The organism is Lactobacillus gallinarum (assembly GCF_002160635.1).
GTDB classification, from domain to species: domain Bacteria; phylum Bacillota; class Bacilli; order Lactobacillales; family Lactobacillaceae; genus Lactobacillus; species Lactobacillus gallinarum.
This window is the reverse complement of sequence record NZ_NFKZ01000005.1, coordinates 20,058-43,093: the sequence shown is the minus strand read 5'-3', so window position 1 is coordinate 43,093 and position 23,036 is coordinate 20,058. Positions and strand designations below refer to the sequence as shown.

At 36.8% G+C, this 23,036-nt stretch carries 27 protein-coding genes and 1 riboswitch; of the genes, 26 read left to right on the top strand and 1 reads right to left on the bottom strand.

The features are described from left to right. The first annotated feature begins 18 nt into the window (after positions 1 to 18). The 23 genes from ylqF to B5E95_RS03250 all read left to right on the top strand — a co-directional run bounded on the left by ylqF (position 19) and on the right by B5E95_RS03250 (position 20,582). Positions 19 to 870 carry a ribosome biogenesis GTPase YlqF gene (gene ylqF / locus B5E95_RS03360; protein WP_056945444.1) on the top strand — a complete coding sequence of 284 codons (852 nt, stop codon included), beginning with the start codon at positions 19 to 21 and terminating at the stop codon, positions 868 to 870. Continuing rightward, positions 860 to 1,615: a ribonuclease HII gene (locus B5E95_RS03355; protein ID WP_025005755.1), complete on the top strand. Its 756-nt coding sequence runs from the start codon at positions 860 to 862 to the stop codon at positions 1,613 to 1,615. The genes ylqF and B5E95_RS03355 overlap by 11 nt, the downstream gene beginning before the upstream one ends. A 59-nt stretch (positions 1,616 to 1,674) precedes the next feature. After that, complete coding sequence (gene dprA / locus B5E95_RS03350) at positions 1,675 to 2,523, top strand: DNA-processing protein DprA (RefSeq protein WP_025005756.1); 849 nt, start codon at positions 1,675 to 1,677, stop codon at positions 2,521 to 2,523. 70 nt (positions 2,524 to 2,593) lie between these two features. Further along, positions 2,594 to 4,708 (top strand): type I DNA topoisomerase, encoded by a 2,115-nt coding sequence (gene topA / locus B5E95_RS03345; RefSeq protein WP_025005757.1) that lies wholly within the window; start codon positions 2,594 to 2,596, stop codon positions 4,706 to 4,708. A 21-nt stretch (positions 4,709 to 4,729) separates the two neighbouring features. Further along, on the top strand, positions 4,730 to 6,046 hold the full coding sequence (trmFO, locus tag B5E95_RS03340) for a methylenetetrahydrofolate--tRNA-(uracil(54)-C(5))-methyltransferase (FADH(2)-oxidizing) TrmFO (protein ID WP_087235572.1): 1,317 nt from the start codon (positions 4,730 to 4,732) through the stop codon (positions 6,044 to 6,046). Further along, the gene (xerA, locus tag B5E95_RS03335; protein WP_025005759.1) at positions 6,046 to 6,954 is read left to right on the top strand and encodes a site-specific tyrosine recombinase/integron integrase; all 909 of its coding nucleotides are present in this window, start codon (positions 6,046 to 6,048) and stop codon (positions 6,952 to 6,954) included. The genes trmFO and xerA overlap by 1 nt, the downstream gene beginning before the upstream one ends. A gap of 8 nt (positions 6,955 to 6,962) precedes the next feature. After that, positions 6,963 to 7,487, top strand: coding sequence for an HslVU peptidase proteolytic subunit (gene hslV, locus B5E95_RS03330; RefSeq protein WP_014918884.1), 525 nt, complete (start codon positions 6,963 to 6,965; stop codon positions 7,485 to 7,487). 10 nt (positions 7,488 to 7,497) lie between these two features. Beyond that, the gene (gene hslU / locus B5E95_RS03325; RefSeq protein ID WP_087176175.1) at positions 7,498 to 8,901 is read left to right on the top strand and encodes an ATP-dependent protease ATPase subunit HslU; all 1,404 of its coding nucleotides are present in this window, start codon (positions 7,498 to 7,500) and stop codon (positions 8,899 to 8,901) included. A 150-nt stretch (positions 8,902 to 9,051) separates the two neighbouring features. Beyond that, entirely contained in the window at positions 9,052 to 9,951 is a 900-nt protein-coding gene (locus B5E95_RS03320; protein WP_087235571.1) for an aldose 1-epimerase family protein, read from the top strand. 233 nt (positions 9,952 to 10,184) lie between these two features. Beyond that, the gene (gene fabZ / locus B5E95_RS03315) at positions 10,185 to 10,577 is read left to right on the top strand and encodes a 3-hydroxyacyl-ACP dehydratase FabZ (protein ID WP_162606872.1); all 393 of its coding nucleotides are present in this window, start codon (positions 10,185 to 10,187) and stop codon (positions 10,575 to 10,577) included. 61 nt (positions 10,578 to 10,638) lie between these two features. Continuing rightward, a complete protein-coding gene (locus B5E95_RS03310) occupies positions 10,639 to 11,076 on the top strand; it encodes a MarR family winged helix-turn-helix transcriptional regulator (RefSeq protein WP_087176172.1) in 438 nt (145 codons plus the stop codon). Positions 11,077 to 11,091: 15 nt separating this feature from the next. Then, positions 11,092 to 12,060, top strand: a complete 969-nt coding sequence (locus B5E95_RS03305) for a beta-ketoacyl-ACP synthase III (RefSeq protein WP_241146309.1) — start codon at positions 11,092 to 11,094, stop codon at positions 12,058 to 12,060. A 19-nt stretch (positions 12,061 to 12,079) separates the two neighbouring features. Beyond that, complete coding sequence (locus B5E95_RS03300; protein ID WP_087176170.1) at positions 12,080 to 12,325, top strand: acyl carrier protein; 246 nt, start codon at positions 12,080 to 12,082, stop codon at positions 12,323 to 12,325. Beyond that, positions 12,325 to 13,269: an ACP S-malonyltransferase gene (locus B5E95_RS03295; protein WP_087176169.1), complete on the top strand. Its 945-nt coding sequence runs from the start codon at positions 12,325 to 12,327 to the stop codon at positions 13,267 to 13,269. Before B5E95_RS03300 ends, B5E95_RS03295 begins: the two co-directional genes overlap by 1 nt. Next, complete coding sequence (locus tag B5E95_RS03290) at positions 13,253 to 13,984, top strand: 3-oxoacyl-ACP reductase family protein (RefSeq protein ID WP_087235568.1); 732 nt, start codon at positions 13,253 to 13,255, stop codon at positions 13,982 to 13,984. Before B5E95_RS03295 ends, B5E95_RS03290 begins: the two co-directional genes overlap by 17 nt. An 11-nt stretch (positions 13,985 to 13,995) precedes the next feature. Further along, positions 13,996 to 15,231, top strand: coding sequence for a beta-ketoacyl-ACP synthase II (fabF, locus tag B5E95_RS03285; protein WP_087235567.1), 1,236 nt, complete (start codon positions 13,996 to 13,998; stop codon positions 15,229 to 15,231). Beyond that, positions 15,231 to 15,689 carry an acetyl-CoA carboxylase biotin carboxyl carrier protein gene (gene accB, locus B5E95_RS03280; RefSeq protein ID WP_087235566.1) on the top strand — a complete coding sequence of 153 codons (459 nt, stop codon included), beginning with the start codon at positions 15,231 to 15,233 and terminating at the stop codon, positions 15,687 to 15,689. Before fabF ends, accB begins: the two co-directional genes overlap by 1 nt. 1 nt (position 15,690) lies before the next feature. Beyond that, the gene (gene fabZ / locus B5E95_RS03275) at positions 15,691 to 16,122 is read left to right on the top strand and encodes a 3-hydroxyacyl-ACP dehydratase FabZ (protein WP_087235565.1); all 432 of its coding nucleotides are present in this window, start codon (positions 15,691 to 15,693) and stop codon (positions 16,120 to 16,122) included. 9 nt (positions 16,123 to 16,131) lie between these two features. Next, a complete protein-coding gene (accC, locus tag B5E95_RS03270) occupies positions 16,132 to 17,517 on the top strand; it encodes an acetyl-CoA carboxylase biotin carboxylase subunit (RefSeq protein WP_087235564.1) in 1,386 nt (461 codons plus the stop codon). Next, complete coding sequence (locus tag B5E95_RS03265) at positions 17,495 to 18,346, top strand: acetyl-CoA carboxylase carboxyltransferase subunit beta (RefSeq protein ID WP_087235563.1); 852 nt, start codon at positions 17,495 to 17,497, stop codon at positions 18,344 to 18,346. The genes accC and B5E95_RS03265 overlap by 23 nt, the downstream gene beginning before the upstream one ends. Beyond that, positions 18,339 to 19,109: an acetyl-CoA carboxylase carboxyltransferase subunit alpha gene (gene accA / locus B5E95_RS03260; protein ID WP_087235562.1), complete on the top strand. Its 771-nt coding sequence runs from the start codon at positions 18,339 to 18,341 to the stop codon at positions 19,107 to 19,109. The genes B5E95_RS03265 and accA overlap by 8 nt, the downstream gene beginning before the upstream one ends. A gap of 8 nt (positions 19,110 to 19,117) precedes the next feature. After that, complete coding sequence (gene fabI, locus B5E95_RS03255) at positions 19,118 to 19,876, top strand: enoyl-ACP reductase FabI (RefSeq protein WP_087235561.1); 759 nt, start codon at positions 19,118 to 19,120, stop codon at positions 19,874 to 19,876. A gap of 1 nt (position 19,877) precedes the next feature. Continuing rightward, a complete protein-coding gene (locus B5E95_RS03250) occupies positions 19,878 to 20,582 on the top strand; it encodes a biotin--[acetyl-CoA-carboxylase] ligase (protein WP_087235560.1) in 705 nt (234 codons plus the stop codon). Here B5E95_RS03250 and B5E95_RS03245 read toward each other — a convergent pair. Further along, on the bottom strand, positions 20,563 to 21,375 hold the full coding sequence (locus B5E95_RS03245; RefSeq protein WP_087235559.1) for a site-specific integrase: 813 nt from the start codon (positions 21,373 to 21,375) through the stop codon (positions 20,563 to 20,565). The genes B5E95_RS03250 and B5E95_RS03245 overlap by 20 nt on opposite strands. Before the next feature lie 173 nt (positions 21,376 to 21,548). After that, positions 21,549 to 21,607, top strand: a riboswitch (Fluoride riboswitch). 44 nt (positions 21,608 to 21,651) lie between these two features. Here B5E95_RS03245 and B5E95_RS03240 point away from each other — a divergent pair. The 3 genes from B5E95_RS03240 to B5E95_RS03230 all read left to right on the top strand — a co-directional run bounded on the left by B5E95_RS03240 (position 21,652) and on the right by B5E95_RS03230 (position 23,021). After that, the gene (locus B5E95_RS03240; protein WP_087176158.1) at positions 21,652 to 22,035 is read left to right on the top strand and encodes a fluoride efflux transporter FluC; all 384 of its coding nucleotides are present in this window, start codon (positions 21,652 to 21,654) and stop codon (positions 22,033 to 22,035) included. A 1-nt stretch (position 22,036) separates the two neighbouring features. Then, positions 22,037 to 22,414, top strand: a complete 378-nt coding sequence (gene crcB / locus B5E95_RS03235; protein ID WP_087176157.1) for a fluoride efflux transporter CrcB — start codon at positions 22,037 to 22,039, stop codon at positions 22,412 to 22,414. Between the two features lie 112 nt (positions 22,415 to 22,526). After that, positions 22,527 to 23,021 (top strand): pyridoxamine 5'-phosphate oxidase family protein, encoded by a 495-nt coding sequence (locus tag B5E95_RS03230; RefSeq protein ID WP_087176156.1) that lies wholly within the window; start codon positions 22,527 to 22,529, stop codon positions 23,019 to 23,021. Positions 23,022 to 23,036: the final 15 nt, after the last annotated feature.

Sequence of the window (23,036 nt, the reverse complement as noted above, 5' to 3'; positions counted from 1 at the left end):
AAAGAAAGAAGAGATAATATGGCAACAATTCAATGGTATCCAGGTCACATGAATAAGGCTCGAAATCAGCTCGAAGACAAATTAGGCTTGATCGATGTTTTAGTTGAAGTTCTTGATGCTAGAATTCCCGAATCATCAAGAAATCCAATGATAGAAGAATTAGTAGGCAATAAGCCTCATATTATTATTTTGAATAAAGCAGATTTAGCTGATCCTGCTTTAACTAAAAAGTGGGCCACTAAATTAAGTGGACCAGGTAAATATGTCTTGGCTATTGATTCACTGCATAATACCAATATGCAAAAGTTAATCTCAATGGTTAAAAAAGCTGCTGCAGAAAAGACTAAAAAACTGGAAGCTAGAGGTGCCTCAAATCCTACGATTAGAATAGCTCTTGCAGGTATTCCTAACTGCGGCAAATCGACCATCATTAATCGCTTAGTAGGACGCAATGTGGCTGAAGTAGGTAATAAGCCAGGCGTTACGAAAGGCCAAAGATGGCTAAAGACCAGTAGTAATATTCAAGTTTTGGATACACCGGGTATCTTATGGCCTAAGTTTTCAGACCAAGAAGTTGGTTATAAGTTGGCTGCCTTTGGTGCAATTAAGGATAGCGTATTTCATGCTGATGATGTGGCTTTATATGTACTTGAGAATTTACGCCAGCACTATTTGAAAGATTTGACTAAGTTTTCTAAGTTAAATAGTGCAGATATTGAGAATTTGTCAGATCCGGATATTCTTTTAGCAATGACTGAAAAATATGGTATGCGTGATGATTATGATAGATTTTCACTATTTATGTTGCAGCGATTACGTAAGGGCGCAATTGGAAGAATTACGTTAGATAGGCCAAGCAATGACGATTAAAGAAGTAAAAGAATTATTATCATCAAATGATGTAACTGAGGCTCAATTAGCGGAATTAGAAAAAGATCCTCGGGTGGGCGTACAGAAATTAATAGTTAGTTATCGAAAAAAGCAAGCTAAGTTATTAGCAAAGAAAGAAGCTTTTTTAGAACGCTTTTCATATGAAAAACAATTTTGGCAAAAAGGAGAATTAGTCGCTGGCGTTGATGAAGTTGGTCGTGGACCTTTGGCTGGGCCAGTAGTCACAGCTGCTGTGATTATTGATCATAATTTTGATTTATTAGAAGTGAATGATTCTAAAAAATTAAGCCCTGAAAAAAGACTGCAACTTTATCCTAAGATTTTGTCAGAAGCTGTCAGCGTCGGAATTGGCGTCAAAAGTGCCGCTGTAATTGATCAGATTAATATCTATGAAGCAGACCGTCAGGCGATGGCTCAAGCAGTAAAAGCTCTTGATGTAAAACCTGATGCACTCTTGGTTGATGCTATGAATGTACCAATAGATATACCCCAAATTGAGTTGATCAAGGGGGATGCTAAATCCAATTCTATTGCAGCTGCGTCTATTGTTGCTAAGGTATTTCGGGATAAATTGATGGATGATTATGATAAAATTTATCCACAATATGGTTTTCCTAGAAATGCGGGTTATGGCACTAAGGAACATGTTGAAGCGTTAAAGAAATATGGTCCAACTCCGATTCACCGTAAGACTTTTGCTCCTGTAAGTGATTTTTTTAAATAAAATTCGATTTTAAAAGAAAAAAGCTTCTTTTTTTGCGTAATAAATAGTGGAGGCTTTTTATGAAAAAAAAAGAATTTTTATTAAGACTAAAATTGCAAAAGGGTGTCGGCTACGTAAAATTATTAACGATTACCAATCAAATGAAGCCGGGATTAGAAATTGAAATTGATGATTTAAACGAGATGGATTTATCAGAAAAATTGATAAATGCATGTCAATTGGCTTTTAATGATGATAAATTAGCCAAACTGACTAGCCAAATTGAGCGGCAATGTATTGTAATTAGTTTCTTTGATGAAGAGTATCCTGAAAAACTCCGGCAGATTTATCGTCCGCCTTTAATTTTATTTGCACAGGGAAATTTGTCTTTATTAAAGAAGGATATCGTAACGATTGTTGGTTCGCGTTATCCGACACGCTACAGTAGGGATGTAATTAATCGATTAGTTCCAAATTTGCTTGATCAAAATAAAGTAATTGCTAGCGGTTTAGCTAGGGGAGTAGATGCCTTGGCACATGAAGCCACTTTAAAAAATGAAGGTCGTACTATTGCCGTAGTTGGCAATGGCTTGAACCATTCTTATCCTACAGAAAATTATTCCTTGCAAGAGCAAATAAAAAATAATGGTTTAATTATTAGTGAATACCTGCCAGATACGCCGCCGAGGCCCTATAGATTTCCCGAGCGTAACAGGATTCTTGCTGGTTTGAGTGAAAGTATCATTGTTACAGAGGCCAAAGAAAAGTCTGGTTCACTAATTACTGCGAGCTTAGGATTACAAGAAAATAGAGATATTTATGCAGTCCCTGGTCCAATTACTAGTAAGTTGTCTGCAGGTCCTAATCAGTTGATTGAAGCGGGCGCTACACCAATTGTTGATTTTAAATTCAAAAACGAAAAGATTTGACAATTAACAAAGTATTATTTATCTTTGGACTGTATAAAGTAAAAAAAATATTTAAATAAGGAGGCATTTAATGCCTACTAAAGCAAAAAGTAAATCAAAAACTAAAAAACGTAAAAAAACTTTAGTCATTGTGGAATCTCCCGCAAAGGCTAAAACTATTGAAAAATATTTGGGTAGAAATTATCACGTTATTGCCTCAAAAGGCCATATTCGTGATTTACCTAAGTCTCAAATGGGGATTGACTTTGAAGATAACTATAAGCCAAAGTATATTTCCATTCGTGGCAAAGGTGACACAATTAAAGAACTTAAAAGCGAAGCTAAAAAAGCTAAAGAAGTCTACTTGGCATCCGACCCCGATCGTGAAGGGGAAGCTATTGCTTGGCACGTTGCGCATGCTCTTAATTTAGATGAGAATGCCAAAAACCGAGTAACTTTTAACGAAGTTACCAAAGATGCGGTTAAAGAAAGTTTTAAGCATCCACGAACAATCGATATGGATACTGTTGATGCTCAACAAGCTCGTCGTGTTCTTGACCGAATTGTAGGTTACTCACTTTCCCCAATTTTATGGGCTAAAGTGAAAAAAGGTTTGAGTGCTGGTCGTGTTCAATCTGTTGCTTTGAAGCTAGTTATTGATCGTGAAAAAGAGATTAAAAACTTCAAGCCTAAGGAATACTGGACAATTGATGCCGAGTTTGCAAAAGACAAAGAAAAGTTTAAGTCTGCTTTTTATGGTGTTGATGGCAAGAAGACAGAATTGCCAAATATTGATGCAGTTAAAGAAGTTTTAGCAAAGATTGATAAGAAGAAAGACTTTATTGTTGAAAAAGTTGTTTCTCGTCAACGTCGCAGACAGCCTGCTGCACCATTTACTACTTCAACTATGCAACAAGAAGCTAATAAACGCTTAGGCTATAGAACTCGTAGAACTATGAGCATTGCACAGCAATTATATGAAGGAATTAGTCTAGGCAAGCAGGGCACTGTTGGTTTAATCACCTATATGAGAACTGACTCTAAACGAACTTCTCCAGTTGCTCAACAAGAAGCTTCAAAGTTCTTGCATGAAAATTATGGAGCAGAATTTGCTGCTAAGAGTCAAAGACATTTTAAGAATCAGGAAGATGCTCAAGATGCCCACGAAGCAATTCGTCCAACTAGCGTATATAGAACTCCTGAATCATTAAAGGATGTTTTAACTAAAGAGCAATACCGTTTGTATAAACTAATCTGGTCACGTTTCTTAGCTAGTGAAATGACTCCTGCTGTTTATGACACTGTTAGAGCAGATATTGTGCAAAATGGCGTAATTTTTAGAACTACTGGTTCAAAAATGAAATTTGCTGGTTTTACTAAAGTTTATGATAATCAGCAAGAAAAGAATGTTGAATTGCCAGACTTGCAAGAAGGCGATCAAGTTAAAATGACCAAGTCAGATAACAAGCAGCACTTTACTTTACCCCCTGCTCGTTATACTGAAGCTAGCTTGGTTCACGCTCTAGAAGAAAATGGTGTTGGACGTCCATCAACTTATGCACCTACAATTGATACCATTCAACGTCGCTATTACGTCAAGTTAGATGGTCGTTCAATTGTTCCAACTGAATTAGGTGAAATTGTTGATACATTAGTTGAAGAATTTTTCCCAGACATTGCTAATGTAGACTATACTGCTCATCTTGAGAATGAATTAGATGAAGTCGAAGATGGTAAAAAGCAATGGGTAAGTGTAGTTGACGAATATTACCAGCCATTTAAGAAGGAATTGAACAAAGCAGATAGCGAAATTCAAAAGGTACAAATTAAAGACGAACCAGCTGGATTTAACTGCGATATCTGTGGTGCACCGATGGTAATTAAGATGGGACGTTATGGCAAGTTCTATGCATGTTCACGTTTCCCAGATTGTCGTAATACTAAACCAATTGTGAAGAAGATTGGTGTGGTTTGTCCTAAGTGTGGTAAAGGTGAAGTGGTAGAAAAGAAATCACGTAGAAATCGCAAATTCTATGGCTGTTCACGTTATCCAGAATGTGATTTTGTATCATGGGACAAACCAATTGGCAGGAACTGCCCTAACGATGGTCATTTCTTAGTAGAAAAGCATTCGAAAAAAGGACCAGTTATATTGTGTCCAAATGGTGATTACCGTGAGGAACCACAAGAAAATGAAGATAAATAAGATTAAGAATAAGGTGATTTAATGCCCAAAAATGTAACTGTAATCGGAGCAGGTCTTGCTGGAAGTGAAGCAACCTGGCAATTAGCTAAGCGTGGAATTCACGTTGACCTGTACGAAATGCGTCCTCAAAAAGAGACGCCTGCACATGAAACCGGCGAATTTGCGGAATTAGTCTGCACAAACTCCATGCGTTCTAATCAGTTGTCTAATGCAGTAGGACTTTTAAAAGAAGAAATGCGTCATCTTGATTCATTGATTATGAAAGCCGCTGATAAGACCCAAGTTCCTGCTGGTGGAGCATTAGCAGTGGATCGTGACAGTTTTAGTAAATACGTAACTGATACTTTGCGTGGCTTAGATAATGTCACAGTTCATGAGGAAGAAATTACTGAAATTCCGGCAGAAGGCATCACTATTATTGCCACTGGTCCTTTAACCAGTGACGCATTGGCTGAGCAAATTCAGAAGTTTTCTGGTACAGATAGTCTGCATTTCTTTGATGCCGCTGCTCCAATTGTAGCTGCGGATTCAATTAATATGAATATTGTTTATAAAAAATCACGCTACGACCGCGGAGAAGCTGCTTACTTAAATTGTCCAATGAACAAGGAACAATATGAAAACTTCACTCGTGAATTAATTAAAGCAGAAACTGCTCAATTACATGGTTTTGAAAAGAATGATGTTTTTGAAGGTTGTATGCCAATTGAAGTTATGGCCGCTCGAGGTGCTAAGACGATGTTGTTCGGACCGCTTAAACCAGTAGGTCTGGAAGATCCTCATACCGGTGAAACACCATATGCAGTAGTCCAACTTCGTCAAGATAATGCTGCTGCTTCAATGTATAACATTGTTGGTTTCCAAACTCACTTGAAGTATGGTGAACAAAAGAGGGTCTTTTCTATGATTCCTGGACTTGAAAATGCTCGTTTTGTTCGTTACGGCAAGATGCACAGAAATACTTATATGGCTTCTCCAGACGTGTTGACTGCTAGTTACGAAGCTAAGAAGCGTCCTGGATTGTTCTTTGCAGGACAGATGACAGGTGTTGAAGGCTACGTTGAAAGTGCAGGAAGTGGCTTAGTAGCCGGAATTAACGCTGCACGTGAAGCTTTAGGTGAGGAGCCAATTGCCTTTCCTAAAGACACTGCATTAGGGTCAATGGCAAATTATGTTACTACTACTAGTGCCAAGCATTTTCAACCAATGAATGCTAGTTTTGCGCTTTTACCTGCCTGGGAAGGTAAGAAGATCCGTAAAAAGCGTGAACGTCACGAAAAAATTAGTGAACGTGGTATCGAAAGCATAGATAAATTTAAAGCGGAAGTTTTAGATTAATGTCAGAAAAACAAGATGAATTAACTCATTTTATTTCTTATTTGCAAAATGAGCGACATTATAGCGATTTAACTATTTCTTCTTATCAAACCGACTTGTTAGAAGCTAAAAAATTTTGGCAAAATAATGGTGGCTTTGATGGCTGGAAGAATGTGCAAGAACGTGATATTCAGATTTATTTACAAAATTTAGCTGATCGTAAATTAGCACGTAGCAGTCAAGCGCGACAAATGTCGAGTTTACATTCATTTTTCCGCTTTTTAACGCGAAGAAAATTTATCCAGATTGATCCCACACAGGGAATTGCCCTAAGACGTGGGGAGAAAAAATTACCAGAATTTTTTTACGAGAACGAGCTGAAGCAGGTATTTGACTCACTGAAAGGTAATCAGCCTTTGACAGTGCGTAATTTGGCATTATTTGAACTGTTTTACGCTACGGGGATGCGTGTAAGTGAAGTTAGCAATTTAACCTTGCATCAAATAGATCTTAATTTACAAACGATTTTGGTCCATGGTAAAGGAAATAAAGATCGTTATGTTGCTTTTGATGATCATACAAAAAAATCGCTAGTTAAGTATCTTGAAGATGCACGACCTAATTTATTAAAAGATGATGCTGAACAGCATGTTTTTTTAAGTAATTTAGGCAAGCCTTTGAGCAAACGCGGAATTGAATATGTGATGCAAAAAACTTTTAATCAGGCTGGAATAAGTGGAAAAGTTCACCCTCATGAGTTGCGTCATACTTTTGCAACCGCTATGCTTAATAATGGGGCGGATTTACGCAGCGTCCAAGAACTATTAGGACACAGTAGTTTATCTGCTACCCAGATTTATACGCATGTTACAATGGCGCATTTAAAATCAGATTATGAAAAATACTTCCCTCGTAATAAAGAAAGTTGAGGTTTAATATGACAACAATTTGTTCAGTAAGATTTAATGGAAAAACTGCAATTGCAGGTGATGGACAAGTTACTTTAGGTGAAAAGGTAATCGCTAAGGCAACTGCACGTAAGATTCGTCGTATTTACCATGATCGTGTAATTATCGGTTTTGCCGGTGGTGTTGCTGACGCTGTTAGCTTGCAAGATATGCTTGAAGGCAAGCTTGAAGCATATAGTGGTGATCTTCGTCGTGCAGCCGTAGAAATGGCTCAAGCATGGCGTAAGGATCCAACTTTGCAAAAATTAAACGCAATGTTAATCGCATTTAATGATAAAGATTTGTTACTAATTTCAGGTAATGGTGAAGTTCTTGAACCAGATGAAAACGTTGTGGCAATTGGTTCAGGAGGTAACTTTGCACAAGCAGCAGCTATTGCAATGACACGTCATGCAAATGATATGCAAGCTGATGAAATCGCTCATGAAGCTGTAAAAATTGCCTCAGGAATCGATGTCTTTACTGATGATCATATTGTTACCGATGAAATTTAAGGAGTAAAGTATGGCTATTAAAACACCAAAAGAAATAGTTAAGATCTTAAACGAATATATTATCGGTCAAGATGAAGCTAAAAAGTCAGTTGCAATTGCTCTTTATAACCGTTATCGTAGAATGCAATTGTCTAAGCAAATGCAACATGAAATTACACCTAAAAACTTGCTAATGGCAGGTCCTACAGGTGTTGGTAAAACTGAAATTGCTCGTCGTTTAGCTTCAATTGTAGAAGCACCATTTGTTAAGGTAGAAGCTACTAAATTTACTGAAGTAGGTTACGTTGGTCGTGATGTTGAATCAATGGTCCGTGATTTAGTAGGCGAAGCCGTACGTATGGAAGAAAAGGATCAATTTGCGCGTGTAAAGCCTCAAGCTACTAAAGAAGCTAACAAGCAATTGGTTCGTTTGCTTGCTCCTGGTGTTAAGCGTGAAAAGCGTGGAAACCAAATGCAACAAATGCAAGACATGATGTCTATGCTAATGGGCGGTGCAAATCCAAATAATCAAAATGGCGATCAAGAAGAAGTAACTGATGAAGTTAGAAATCAGCGGATGGATGTTGCTGAAAAGCTAAATAAAGGTTTGCTTGAAGATCGTGAAGTAACCATTGAAGTTGAACAAGCTCCTAAAGCTAATCCAATGAGTGACATGATGGGACAAATGGGAATGGACATGGGCTCCATGCTTAATGACATTATGCCAAAGAAGAAGGTTAAGCGTACTTTATCTGTTCGTGACGCACGTGAAGTCTTGATTCAAGAAGAATCACGCAGGATGGTAGATTATGATACTATTTATCAACGCGCTATTGAGAGAAGCCAAAATAATGGTATTATCTTTATCGATGAAATTGACAAAATTATTGCTGGTAACAAGCGTAATTCTGGTGAAGTTTCTCGTGAAGGTGTACAAAGAGATATTTTGCCAATCGTTGAAGGTTCAACCGTAAATACTAAGTATGGTCCTGTTTCAACTGATCATATTTTATTTATTGCTGCTGGTGCCTTTGCAGAAAGCAAGCCAAGTGATTTGATTCCGGAATTGCAAGGTCGTTTTCCAATTAGAGTAGAACTTAATGCATTGACTAAGGATGACTTTGTCAAGATTTTAAAGGATCCACAAAATTCATTGCTTAAGCAATATATTGCTTTAATGAAGGCTGATGGTATTAAGTTAATCTTTACTCAAGAAGCAGTTGATAAGATTGCTCAAATTGCCTTTGATGTTAACCAGGGGACAGACAATATTGGTGCCAGACGTCTTTCTACTATTCTTGAAAAATTACTTGAAGATGTTCTCTATGAAGGTCCTGATATGGAAATGGGCGAAATTACCATTACTGAAGCATACGTTGAAGAAAAATTACATGACATTATCATGAACAAGGACTTAACTAAGTTCATTTTATAATTTATAAATTAAGTAACAGCTGATTATCCAGCTGTTTTTTGTTAAAAGCATCTGTTTTGTTTAATGATTAATGTTAAAATATAAGTAATCAAAGCGATTACATTATATTTTTGATATTATTAAATAAGCTAAGTAAGGACAAATTAAGTTATGGATTATACTATTGAAAATAATATGATTAAAGTTGTAATCTCAGATCAAGGTGCTGAGATTCAAAGTGTTAAAAGTGTTCATACTGGTGAAGAATTTATGTGGCAAGCTGATCCTAAAGTTTGGGGAAGACATGCACCGGTTCTTTTCCCAATTGTAGGTAGACTGAAGAATGACGAATATACTTATAAGGGTAAGACTTACCATTTAGGACAACATGGTTTTGCAAGAGATTCTAAGTTTGAGGTTGAAAATCATACTCAAGAAAGTATCACATTCTTGTTAAAAGATAACGAAGAAACCCATAAGGTTTATCCTTTCAAATTTGAATTTAGAGTAAATTATAATTTGATGAATAATTTACTTGAAGAAAACTTTAGCGTTTTAAATAAATCTGATGACACTATGATCTTTGGTGTTGGCGGACATCCAGGATTTAACTTGCCAATAAAAGATGATGAAAAGAAGGAAGATTACTTCTTCGATATGCATCCATCTGTAGCTCGTGTGAAAATTCCTTTAAAGAACGCATTCCTTGATTGGAATAACCGCTCATTAGCTTCAACTGATAGTTTTATTTCCTTGAGTGATGAATTATTTAAGAATGATGCTTTAATTTATGAATTACATGGACACGATAATAAAGTATCACTTAGAACTGACAAGAGTAAATTCCACATTAATGTTTGGACCAGAAATGCACCATTTGTTGGTATTTGGTCACAATATCCTAAGACAGCGGATTATGTATGTATTGAGCCATGGTGGGGAATTGCTGACAGAGATGATGCAGATGGTCAATTAGAACATAAATATGGCATGAATCATTTGGAACCTAATAAAGAATTTCAAGCCGGTTTTAGTATGACGTTCCACTCAGATGCAGATCCTGAAGAATAAAAATAATTTGAATATTTGACTTTAAAAGCTTTCCGATTGGAAGGCTTTTTTGTTTTTTGAGAAAAAATAAAAATAAATTTAACGGCTTTCATTGTTTAAATAAAGCAATTTTAAGATTTTCTATACGAAATTGAACTATTGACATTTTAAATGAAAGTAATATGATTTGTTTATCAAATAATTTGAATATCAAACTATTTGATAAACAAAATAAAGAGGTGAACTAAAGGATCTTGAATGCCGTAGAAATAGAACGGCTAACTGGACGTAGTGAGCCGCTTAGTTTAGTAGATTGTGTTCTTGAAAAAAATTCGAATGAATTAACTGCATTGACGAATGTAACGATGAATGAAGAATTTTTTCAAGGGCACTTTCCGGGTAATCCGGTGATGCCAGGAGTATTGATCGTTGAAGCGTTAGCGCAGGGATGTGAAGTATTGCTTGATAATGATCGATCTGCTTTGAAACTGAGTCAAATTAAAAAGGCTCGTTTTAGAGAAATGGTTAAGCCAGGAGATCAGTTAACAATTAAAGTTAAACGTAAGCTTAAAGACGAATTTATTTTTAAAACTGAAGCATATATCCAAGATAAGCTTGTTTGTAGTGCAGAACTTTCTTTCTCTTAAATAATTTAAATGATTTTGTTTTATAATTTAAGTTGAATATAAACGATAAAGGAACTAGATTATGAAACACTTATATCAAGAGATAAATGATGCGCTTTACAACACTTATTACGGTATTAATCGCATTGAAGAAGAAGAACTTAAAAAGAGTCAGTTCAAAGATTTAACTGTTAAAGAGTTACATGCAATCGATGCGATTACGATGTATGATCATCTAACCGTTTCGCAAGTGGCCGATAAGTTGCACTTGTCACGTGCTACAGTTACTTCGACAGTCGATCGGCTTGTCCGTAAGGGATATGCAGAAAGAATTCGTGATGAAAAAGATCGCAGAGTAGTTCGATTAGCTTTAACCAAAAAAGGACGAGTATTATGCCGTGCTTATCATGCTTATCACAACATGATGGTTAAAAGCTTTTTGCAGAATTTAAATGATGATGAATTACAAACGATCTATCACGCTTTTAAAAATTTGGAGAAATTCGTCAATTCACACTAGATGGGATTGAAAAACGTGAAAGATGTTGAGTTTATAGCTACTAGTTTTGCAGTGCCTGAACGAGTTGTTACAAATGATCAATTGGCTTCATTCATGGATACTTCTGATGAATGGATTAGTAAGCGGACTGGAATCAGACGAAGACATATAAGTACAGAGGAAAATACTTCTTCGTTAGCATTTCGTGCGGTAGAGAAGTTACAAGAAAAAAGCAACTTTTCTCCGGACGAAATTGACTTAATTATTGTGGCGACAATGTCACCTGATAATATGACTCCGAGTACCGCGGCGATGGTCCAAGGAATGTTGGGAGCAAAGAATGCCGTTGCCTTTGATTTGTCTGCAGCTTGTTCAGGCTTTTCTTATGCTATTTCTGTAGCTCGTAATATTTTGCTTAGCAATCACTGGCACAAAGCGATTGTAATCGGTGCGGAAGTTTTATCTAAGTTGATTGATTGGCATGATCGTTTGACAGCCGTTTTGTTTGGCGATGGTGCTGGAGCTGCATTACTAAGTGTAAGCAATGATCAGCATTTATTAGGCCAGGATTTAAAAACTTTTGGAAATATGGGTAATAAGTTAACTGCTGGTCATACTAAGCCGAAAAAGGATTTGCTTGAAAATGATCGAAAAATGTCTGCTTTTGAGATGGACGGTCGAGAAGTATATCGTTTCGCAACGCATCAAGTTCCTAAATCTATTTTACTGGCCGCTCAACAAGCTAATGTTAATTTGGATGAAATAGATCATTTTTTATTGCATCAGGCTAATGAACGAATAATTAAGGAAGTCGCTAAAAAATTGGATCAACCACTAAGCAGGTTCCCAATGAATATTGCTGAATACGGCAATACTGCTGCAGCCAGTGAGGCAATTCTCTTAGCAGAATGTGTAGCTAATAAAGTAATTAAGAAAGGCGATTTAGTCGCCATGAGTGGTTTTGGCGGAGGATTAACCGTAGCCACACTAATATTTAAATTTTAGAAAATAAGAGGTAAAAGTAATGACTAAAGAAGAAATTTTAAAAGATGTTCAAGAAATTGCACAAGACGAATTAGATGTTGAACCTGAAAAGATCACTATGGACACTAATATTAAAGAAGATTTAGATGCCGATAGTTTAGATTTATTTGAAATCTTGAATGAACTTGAAGATAAATATGACATTGAACTTGACGCTGATGATAGTATTCAAACTATTAGTCAATTAGTTGATTTTGTTAAGGATCAAATGGACAAGCAAAAATAATGAAGTTCGGTTTACTATTTAGCGGTCAAGGTGCTCAAAGGGCAGGTATGGGAATTAATTTCTTAGCTGATCCGCTTTTTAAAGAAACAGTAGAAATTGCTAGTGAAGCTAGCGGTCAAGATATTGTTGCTGATTTTAAGAGCGAGCATGATGAATTGAAAAAGACAGTTCATGTTCAGCCAGCTTTAGTTGCCTTTGAAGCCGGAATTTATCGGATGTTGCAACGTGATTTGCCAGATTTTAATGCTGCTGGAATGGTGGGTTTATCTTTAGGCGAATATGGGGCAATGATTGCCAGCAAAGCGATTTCTTTAAAAGAAGGAATTAGTTTAGTTAGTGATCGTGCAAAATATATGCAAGAAGATGCTGATCAAGTTTCTAGTAGCATGGCTGCGTTAATCAAGCCAGATGTTGATAAAGTAAATGCAATTTTGACGGCATTGCAAAATACTGACCAACAAGTATATTTTTCTAATTTTAATTCACCTAAGCAAATTGTAATTGGTGGGGAAGAGTCAGCAGTTAAAAAGGCTGTGCAAGAAATTAATGATCAGGAAGCAGCAAAGCGAGCTGTCGAATTAAAAGTAAATGGTGCTTTTCATACGCCTTTATTTAACGAGGCAAGCAAAAAAATGCATCAACGACTTGCTAACGTTTCTTTTGCTCAAGTTGAAATCCCAGTAATTTCTAATACTACGGTTAAACCATTTACTGATGACTGGGCTGAAATTATGGAAAGACAATTAGCTGTGCCGACTCATTTTGGTTCTTGTGTGCAATATTTGATAGATCAAGTAGGAATTGACGCTACTCTTGAAATCGGTCCAGGAAAAACTTTATCCAGCTTTGCACGACAAGTTGACCGCAAACTTGAACACTATCATATTGGTAATTTGACAGATTATCAAAAATTTATTGAGGAAGAACATGGAATTAAAAAATAAAGTAGTTTTGATTACTGGTTCAACCCGTGGCATTGGTCAAGCGATGGCTTTAGCGTTCGCTAAGGCGGGTGCAAAGGTCATTATTAATGGACGACATGAACAACTGAGCAACGAATTTAAGGCTATTCTAGATAGTGAAAACGCGGAATATCAGTATTTATCTGCTGATTTAGCACAAACAGATTTAAAAGAGTTTGCTAAAAAAGCATGGGATCTATATGGGAAAATTGACGTGTTAATCAATAACGCTGGTATTAATCGCGATAAAATGTTGATCGGGATGCGTGAAGCAGATTTCGATCAAGTTATTAATCTTGATCTGCGAGTTCCTTTCTTTTTAACTAAGGCAATTATTAAAAAGATGAATAAAGAGCGTAGCGGCGTGGTTATCAACATGTCCAGTATAGTCGGCTTACATGGCAATGCAGGACAAGCTAATTATGCTGCAGCTAAGGCAGGTCTAGTCGGTTTTACCAAAGCAGCAGCACGTGAAGCAGCTATGCGTAATATTCGTGTGAACGCCATTGCACCAGGAATGATTAATACTGATATGACCGCTGAATTATCAGACAGAGTAAAAAAGAATATTTTAGAGCAGATACCATTAACTCGTCTAGGTGAGGCTAACGAAGTGGCAGAGACTGCTATTTTTTTGGCACAAAATGACTATATTACGGGTCAAACTATCGTGGTTGATGGTGGAATGACAATGTAGGAGAAATCTCAATGCAAAGAGTCGTAATTACAGGAATGGGAGCCATCGCTCCTAATGGAAATGGTTATGAAAACTTTGTCAACAATAGTTTGGCAGGTAAAATCGGCATTAAAAAGATTAGTAAATTTGATGCGAGTGAAACTGGGATTACGGTTGCCGGTGAAATAGATGACTTTGATCCTAAGGAATACGTTGGTAAAAAAGAGGCTCGCCGAATGGATCTGTATTCTCAATATGCAGTACAAACTGCATCAGAAGCAGTGAAGATGGCCGGAATCAATGAAGAAAATACTAAGCCTGAAGATTTAGGTGTGATTTTTGGTTCAGGTATCGGTGGATTAACTACAATTGAACAACAAGTTATTTGCATGCATGATAAAGGTCCACGTCGAGTTTCTCCATTTTTTATCCCTATGGCTATTGCTAATATGGCAGCCGGAAATATTTCAATTCGTTTTAATGCACAAAATATTTCTACCTCAATTGTAACTGCTTGTGCTTCGGGTACTAATTCGATCGGTGAAGCTTATCGCCAAATTCGTGAAGGCCGAGCTCAAGCAATGATTACTGGTGGTAGTGAGGCGACTGTCAATGAAACAGCAATCTCCGGTTTTGCTGCTTTGACTGCGTTATCACAAAATACAGATCCTGACCGTGCTTCTTTGCCTTTTGATCAAGATCGAAATGGTTTTGTCTTAGGCGAAGGCAGTGGAGCAATGGTTTTAGAAAGCTTGGAACATGCACAAAAGCGTGGTGCCAAGATTTTAGGAGAAATTGTTGGCTACGGTACAACAAGTGATGCCTACCATATTACGTCACCTGATCCAGATGGCAAAGGCGCAGCTCGTGCAATGCAAATGGCAATTGATGAAGCTGGGATTACGCCGGATGAGATAGGTTATATTAATGCACATGGTACAGCAACTCATGCTAATGATAGCGGAGAAAGCAAGGCTATTAATCAGGTATTTGGATCAGATAGCAGCGTGCGCGTTTCTTCAACTAAGGGCATGACAGGACACTTGTTAGGTGCAGCTGGCGCAATTGAAGCCGTAATTACTGTAGCAGGTTTGATGAAAGATAAGTTTCCAATGAATGTGGGATGTTTTAATCAAGATCCTGAGTGTTCAATTAATTTAATTAATCAAGATAATCAAAGCTTTTCTACTGAATATGCGATTTCTAATTCCTTTGGCTTTGGAGGACATAATGCTGTATTAGCATTTAGAAAATGGAGTGAAAATTAATGGATTTGCAAGCAATTTCAAGTTTAATGGATCAGTTTGAAGATTCTGATATTAGAGAATTGAAAATTGACGAGGATGATTTTCATCTTTACTTGAGTAAAAACAAGATTAATAAGATGCAAAGTAAACCTGCTCCAGTAGTTGAAAATAAAGAACCAGCTTCTAAAACATTAGCTAAATCTGAAGATACTGAAGTGGAAAGTACTTCTGATGCTAATGATGCGGCAGTTAAGGCTCCAATTGTGGGTATTGTTTATCTGCAAGCAAAACCAGGTCAACCAGCCTTTGTAAAGGTGGGTGATCACGTAGAAAAAGGTCAAACTGTTTGCATCATTGAAGCCATGAAGATGATGACAGAAATTAAGAGTACTTTAACTGGAACGGTAACAGCAATTAATGTTGAGAACGAAGATTTAGTTGAAGTCGATCAACCCTTGATTTCAGTAAAGGAAGATTAAAATGGCTAAAGAATTAGACATTGCTGCTATAGAAAAAATTATTCCGCACAGATACCCGATGCTTTTGATAGATCGTGTAATTGATCTTGAAGAAGGAAAAAGTGCTACAGCGATTCATAATGTGAGTTTTAGTGAAAAGTTTGTGCAGGCTTCTTCAAAAAGTGATCCAGCTTTCCCCTCGCCGCTAATTGTTGAAGCAATGGCTCAAACTGGAGCGGTAGCTCTTTTGAGTACTTCAGATTTTCAGGGCAAGACTGCATATTTTGGTGGTATTCAAAAAGCTGATTTTATGAGAGAGGCTCGTCCAGGTGATCAAGTAGTGTTAAAAACTGAATTAACCAAGATTCGCAAAAATATTGGTGTAGGTAAAGGCATTGCTACTATAGATGGACACAAGATTGCAGAAGCAGAATTAACATTTATGATTGGCTAGGTGAAATTGATGTTTAAAAAAGTTTTAGTAGCAAATCGAGGCGAAATTGCAGTTCGCATTATTCGTTCGCTAAAAGAGATGAATATTAAGACTGTCGCAATTTACTCAACTGCTGATCGTGATAGTTTGCATGTACAGCTTGCTGATGAAGCAGTCTGTGTAGGAGGACCGCAGCCTACTGATTCATATTTGAATATTAAAAATATTTTAGCAGCAGCTGTAGGGACAGGTGCGGAAGCAATTCATCCAGGTTATGGTTTTTTGTCAGAAAGTGCTGAGTTTGCCCAGATGTGCACTGATTGCGGCTTGATTTTTATCGGACCAAAAGCTGAAACAATTGATCGCATGGGAAATAAGGAACATGCACGTCAAACTATGGTTGCTCACCGTGTACCAGTTACTCCAGGTAGTACTGGTTTTATTACTTCAGCTGATGAAGCTAAGCAAATTGCGGAAAAAATAGGCTATCCAGTTTTGTTAAAGGCAGCAGCTGGCGGTGGCGGTAAAGGCATTCGCCAGGTTACAAAACCCGAAGAAATGGCTGCCGCATTAGCCTCTGCTCAAAGCGAAGCTAAAAATGATTTTGGTGATGATCGCATGTATTTGGAAAAAGTTATGCAAAATGTAAAGCATATTGAGGTCCAAATTTTTAGGGATAGTTTTGGTCATACTGTGTACTTCCCGGAGCGAGACTGTTCATTGCAGAGAAATAAGCAAAAGGTGCTTGAAGAGAGTCCTTGTGAGTTAATTACTCCTGCTGAACGAAAGCATTTGGGTGAAATTGCAGTCAAAGCAGCAGAAGCAGCAGATTATGTAAATACTGGTACCATTGAGTTTTTAATGGATCAAGACCATCATTTTTATTTTATGGAAATGAATACTCGTATTCAGGTTGAACACACTGTTACTGAAATGGTTACGGGTGTTGATCTAGTAAAAGCTCAGATTATGGTTGCTACAGGTCAAGAGTTGCCTTTTACTCAAGCTGATTTAAAGGCAAAGGGACATGCAATCGAATGCCGCATTAATGCGGAAGATCCGGCCAATAATTTTATGCCTTCAGTAGGGAATATTGATTATCTTTATTTACCAATTGGCAATCCAGGGATGCGAATCGATACTGCACTTTATCAAGGCGGCATGATTTCACCATTCTATGATTCGATGATTGCCAAGGTAGTAGCTTTCGGTCAAACTCGTACAGAAGCAATTGCTAAAATTGAACGGTTGTTAAAAGAAATGGTTATTCGCGGAATTACTACAAACCAAGAATTTCATTTAGCAATTTTAAAGGATCCCGGATTTAAGAGCAGCAAATTTACTAATACTTATTTAGAGAAGGAATTTTTACCTAAATGGAAGGAGCGTGCACATGGTCAAGCTGTTTCCGCATAAAAATACGTTAACTGAAAAGCATGTGAAGGCGAATAAAGTTGCCGATGATCGCGTTCCTGATGGCATACTTAAGAAATGTCCGAAGTGTCATACTGAAATTTTTGCTAATCAGTTAGATTCATATTTGACCTGCCCTAATTGTGATTATGGTTTTAGAATTCCCGCTAAAAAGCGAATTGAATGGTTAGTCGATGATTTTGAGGAATGGGACAGCGAGATTTCGCCTTCAGATCCACTCAAATTTCCCAATTATGATCAAAAGATAGCTAAAGCAAAGAAAAATAGTGGCCTTAATGAAGCTGTTTTGACAGGACAGGCTAAGATTGACGGTCAAAGCTTTGCACTAGGCATCATGGATCCCACTTTTATTATGGGTTCATTAGGTCAAATGACTGGTGAAAAAATTACCCGTTTATTTGAAAAAGCTACAAAAAAAGGATTGCCTGTTGTTTTATTTACTGCATCTGGTGGTGCCCGCATGCAAGAAGGTATCTTATCATTAATGCAAATGGCTAAAGTATCCAATGCCGTTGCTAAGCACAGTCAAGCTGGTCTTTTGTATATTGCTGTTTTAACTGATCCAACTACTGGAGGAGTAACTGCCAGTTTTGCGACAGAAGCAGACATAACTCTAGCTGAACCACATGCAATGGTTGGCTTTGCCGGTCGACGTGTAATTGAGCAAACAATCCACCAAGAGATTGCTCCTGATTTGCAGGATGCGGAGAATGTGCTTAAACACGGCTTTATTGATCATATAGTCAAAAGACAAGATGAAAGAAGCACAATCGAGTGGCTTTTGAAGTTTGGTGGTGAAGCAAATGACTAAGAAAGCAATGGAAGTTGTTCAGGCAGCTAGGGATGAAAAACATATCTCAGGTCATGAATTAAGAAAAGTCCTTTTTCCAGATTTCTTTGAATTGCATGGTGATGGCTTAAGTGGTGATGATCCAGCAATTGTTGGCGGATTAGCAACGTTTCATGGTCAACCGGTAACTGTCATTACTACTAGTCGCGGCCATAGTCTAAATGAACGAATGGAAAAGCACTTTGGCCAACCAGAGCCTAGTGGATATCGCAAAGCTTGTCGCTTAGTAGAAAATGCAGCCAAGTTTCATCGACCAGTATTTTTATTTGTAGATACTGCGGGTGCTTATCCAGGTAAAAGTGCAGAAGAAAATGGCCAAGGTGAAGCAATTGCGCAAAATCTTTTGCGTATTGGCCAAGCTAAAACGCCAATTATTACCATAATATATGGTGAAGGTGGATCAGGCGGTGCTTTAGCTCTTGCCTGTGGTGACGGAGTGTGGATGCTAGAAGATAGTATTTATTCTGTTTTGTCTCCTGAAGGTTTTGCTTCTATTTTATGGAAAGATGCTAAAAAAGCAGCAGAAGCTGCGGAAGTGATGCGGTTAACACCAAAGGATCTGTTACAGCAAAAGGTAATTGAAGGTATTATTGACGAGCCAGCAGACCATCTGCAAGTATGTCAAAATATTGAGCAAGTTTTACAAACTGAATTAGATAAGCTGCAAAATTTATCTGCTGAAGAGCTATTAGTAAGACGCTATGAACGTTTTAGGAAGTTTTAGGTGAAAAAATGAGTGGTATTTTAACAGGAAAGAAAATTTTGGTAATGGGCGTTGCTAATAATCGTTCTATTGCTTGGGGATGTGCACAAGCAATGGAGCAGCAAGGCGCAGAAGTGATTTATACATATCAAAACGAACGCTTAAAGAAATTTATTTCCAAGTTAGTAACGGATGAAAATCGTTTAATTGAATGTGATGTTGCCAATGATGAAAGTATTGCCAACGCTTTTGATCTTATTAAGAGTCGTTTTGGTAAAATCGATGGAATTGCTCATGCCATCGCTTTTGCTAAAAAAGAAGAACTTGGCGGCTCGATTCTTAATTCAACTCGCGCAGGTTTTAGTCAAGCTCTAGATGTTTCCGCATATTCATTACTCGCTGTTGCCAAAGAAGGAGCTGCTATTTTAAATAATCCTGCCAGCATTGTCACATTAACTTATATGGGTAGCGATCGTGCCTTGCCTAATTACAATACTATGGGCATTGCTAAGGCAGCTCTTGAATCTAGTGTCCGCTATTTGGCACGTGATTTAGGTGAAGCAGGTGTTCGCGTAAATGCTATTTCAGCAGGGGCAATGAAGACCTTAGCAGTTTCTGGTATTAAAGGACATGCTGATTTATTGAAGATCTCTCAAAGCGAAACCGTTGATGGTGTGAATGTCACTAAAGAAGAAGTTGGAAATACTTGTGCCTTCCTAATGAGTGATCTAGCAACTGGTTTAACTGGTGACGTGATTTTTGTTGATAAGGGTGTTCACTTAAGATAAAATGCAAGTTTATCAATATGATCAGGTTGAATCTACACAAGATTTGGCTAAAGATTATTTGAAAAATAAAAACAAGAAAAAAGCGGCTTTTGTTGCCCAAAGCCAAACTAATGGTTATGGCAAACGAGGTCGCTTTTTCTATTCGCCCGCTCAAACAGGAATTTATTTTAGTATGGCTTTTCCTAATTTTGAAATTGTACGGGAAAAAATCAATTTATTAACGCCATGTATAGCCACCAATGTAGTTGATGTGCTCAGAAAATTTTATCCTCAAAAAGACTTCCGTTTGAAATGGGTTAATGATATTTATTTAAAAAATAAAAAGGTAGCAGGTATTTTAACGGAATATGAGAATAGTGGCTTAATAATTGGTGTCGGCATCAATATCGCAACGCACGATTTTCCAGAGCAGATAAGATTCAAAGCAGGGTACATTTCGGATACTCTTTTTGAGCATAAAAAAATGACCAATGAACTTTTACAAGCAGTTGATTTAGCAAGTAAAAATTATGGTCAAAATCAGTTTATGGAGCAATATCGCAAACTATCTTGGCTCATAGGTAAAAGAGTAAATCTTAAGCTGGGTAAAAAAGAAGTGACAGGACTAGTTAAGACTATTGATGATGCAGGAAAGTTGGTTATTTTAACAAATAATGAAGCTCATAGCTTTTCGAGTGGAGAAGTGACTAAGGTTGAGTTAACTTAAATTCCGTAGTTTCAACATAGAGCATCATATTTTTGCGGTAGTAGTTCAGAGATTTAAGAGGGATGCGCAATGTTTTGAGGATTTCTTCGTCTGAGAGCTTAGGATTAGATAGAATTGAGTAAACAAAGCTCATGCGTAATTTATGACTAGTTAGTTGCATACCAATTAGATCACGATCTGGTGCGATTTTTTGATTGATATTAAAATCTGAAGCATAGTGATCGCCACTTTTGGTTGCAAAAATATATGGGTTAGCATCTTGTGAAAAGTCAGTATGGGCTTGTAGATACTTCTTTAATTGTGAATCAGAAACTTGATCAAGCAGAGTGTTAATGCGCATAGTTAATATTTCAGCTGGCTTGTAGCCGAGTGAAATAGCTGTCATCATCTTAATAGTTTCTGGATGTAATTTAGTCATTTTAGTCAATTCTGACAAATGATCTATCCAGTTGATAACGTACTTTTGTTTACGATCAAATTTATTTCCACGTAATGTGAAAAGTGGGTAGGAATTTATAAAGCCATATTCGGCCAAAAAGACAAAATACATTTTTAAGTGACTGAGATACTTGTTAACTGTATTGCTCTTGAAGTGCATCTTTTGTTCAAGAGAATCTAAAAAGTTGCGAATGTCGCTCGTGGTAACTTCATTGATAGAAGCACTGGGGCCGATATTAGTGGCGTAATAATTCCAAAAAGTAGTGATTGATTTAGCAGCAAGTGCAATTGTAGAAGGCGCTAATTGCTTTTTTTGTTTGCAATATGTTTGAAATTTATCTTCATAGGGAAACATTGCAAAAATCCTTTCTTGAATTTTTTATTTTATTATATCATATCATTCTTAAGTAGATTGTTACTAAATTCTACTTTAAAAAATAAAAAGCTAGGTTTCACTTCGTTCAACCTAGCAAATCAAAAAATAGTAACTTGCGAAACCTGAAATTAAGTTGTATCATCATATTTGTTAACTAAATAGGTGATGACGTTCACCATTAACCGAGTAATCTAATGACGTCTACTTTATCCAGAGGGATAGAGTGGACGCTTTTTGTTTGGGGGAATGTTTTTAATGAAAATTAGCAATTATATTAGTATAGCCTGTTTTGCCTTTTTTGGTGGCATGGCGCGCTATAGCTTAAATGCTCAATGGAGTTTTTATGGTACCTTCTGGGGAAATATCATAGGTTGTTTTTTATTAGCCTTTTTCACTTACTTTTTTATGGAATTTAAAGATTTCCGTCAATGGTTAACTGTAGGAATTGGTACGGGCTTTGTAGGGGCTTTTACAACGTTTTCTACTTTTAATTTAGATATTTTAAAAAATATTCAAGCCGGTTTACCATTGACTGCTTTAATTTATTTTTTGAGTTCAATTATTTTTGGCTTTATTTTTGCCTTTTTAGGTATGAGAATCGGCAAAAACGTGGGAATGTTGCTTAGAAAGGAAGATTAAAGTGGAGATTCTATTAGCAGGACTTGGTGCGTCAATTGGTGCGATGATTAGATATGCAATAACTAATTATGGTAAAAAACATTGGGAATGGATAGGTAAACAGTTTTCTAATTTGCCAACTCCCACATTGTTTATTAACTTAACGGGGGCACTTATTTTAGGCATTATATTTGGTCTTGGAACCAATGTCTTTTTCTATTCCTTAGTTGGAACCGGTGTATTAGGCGGTTATACAACTTTTTCGACAATGAATACTGAATTAGTTGAATTATATAAAAGTAGAAATTACCATGGCTTGATTCTTTATGCAGTGACCTCATATCTGGGGGGAGTAATTTTAGTTTTCATAGGCTTTTGGATAGGACAACTGTGTAAATAGATTCAATAATTAAGTTATTCTAAATATGTAGTATATTCATTGACACTATGTCATTTAAGAAATAAAATCTTTATTAAAGATGTAATAGAGTGATATAGAAATGGAAAAAACAATGAGACAACACGTTCCTGAATTAACTGATGATATTGGTAATGATGAATTTTTGGATTTAATTGTAGATTGCTTTCATTCAGCAATTTTTGGTACAGTAGATGAAAACGGAGAGCCACATACCAATGTTATAGACATCGATTTTAATGAAAATGGTCGCTTAATTTTCGCTACTACGAATCAAAAAAGTTTTTACCGTAATCTAAAAAGACATAATCGCGTATCTATCACAGCATTACGTGGTCGAGAAACTTTAACTAGCGTAGGTTTTACTTTGCAAGGATATGTTGATGAAATTAGTCCGTCTTATTTGAATAAAATTTTTGAAATTAAGCCGGAAATGCATCATATCTATGCAAATAAGACAGAAGACTTTGATACATTAAGAGCTTTTGCATTAACACCTGTGATTGGATCAGTGTATGATTTACGTGAGAAAAAAGTTTTTCAAAAGCAATTCGATTTTATCAACCAAAACAAAGAGGAGATGGCTTAGAGCCATCTCCTTTTT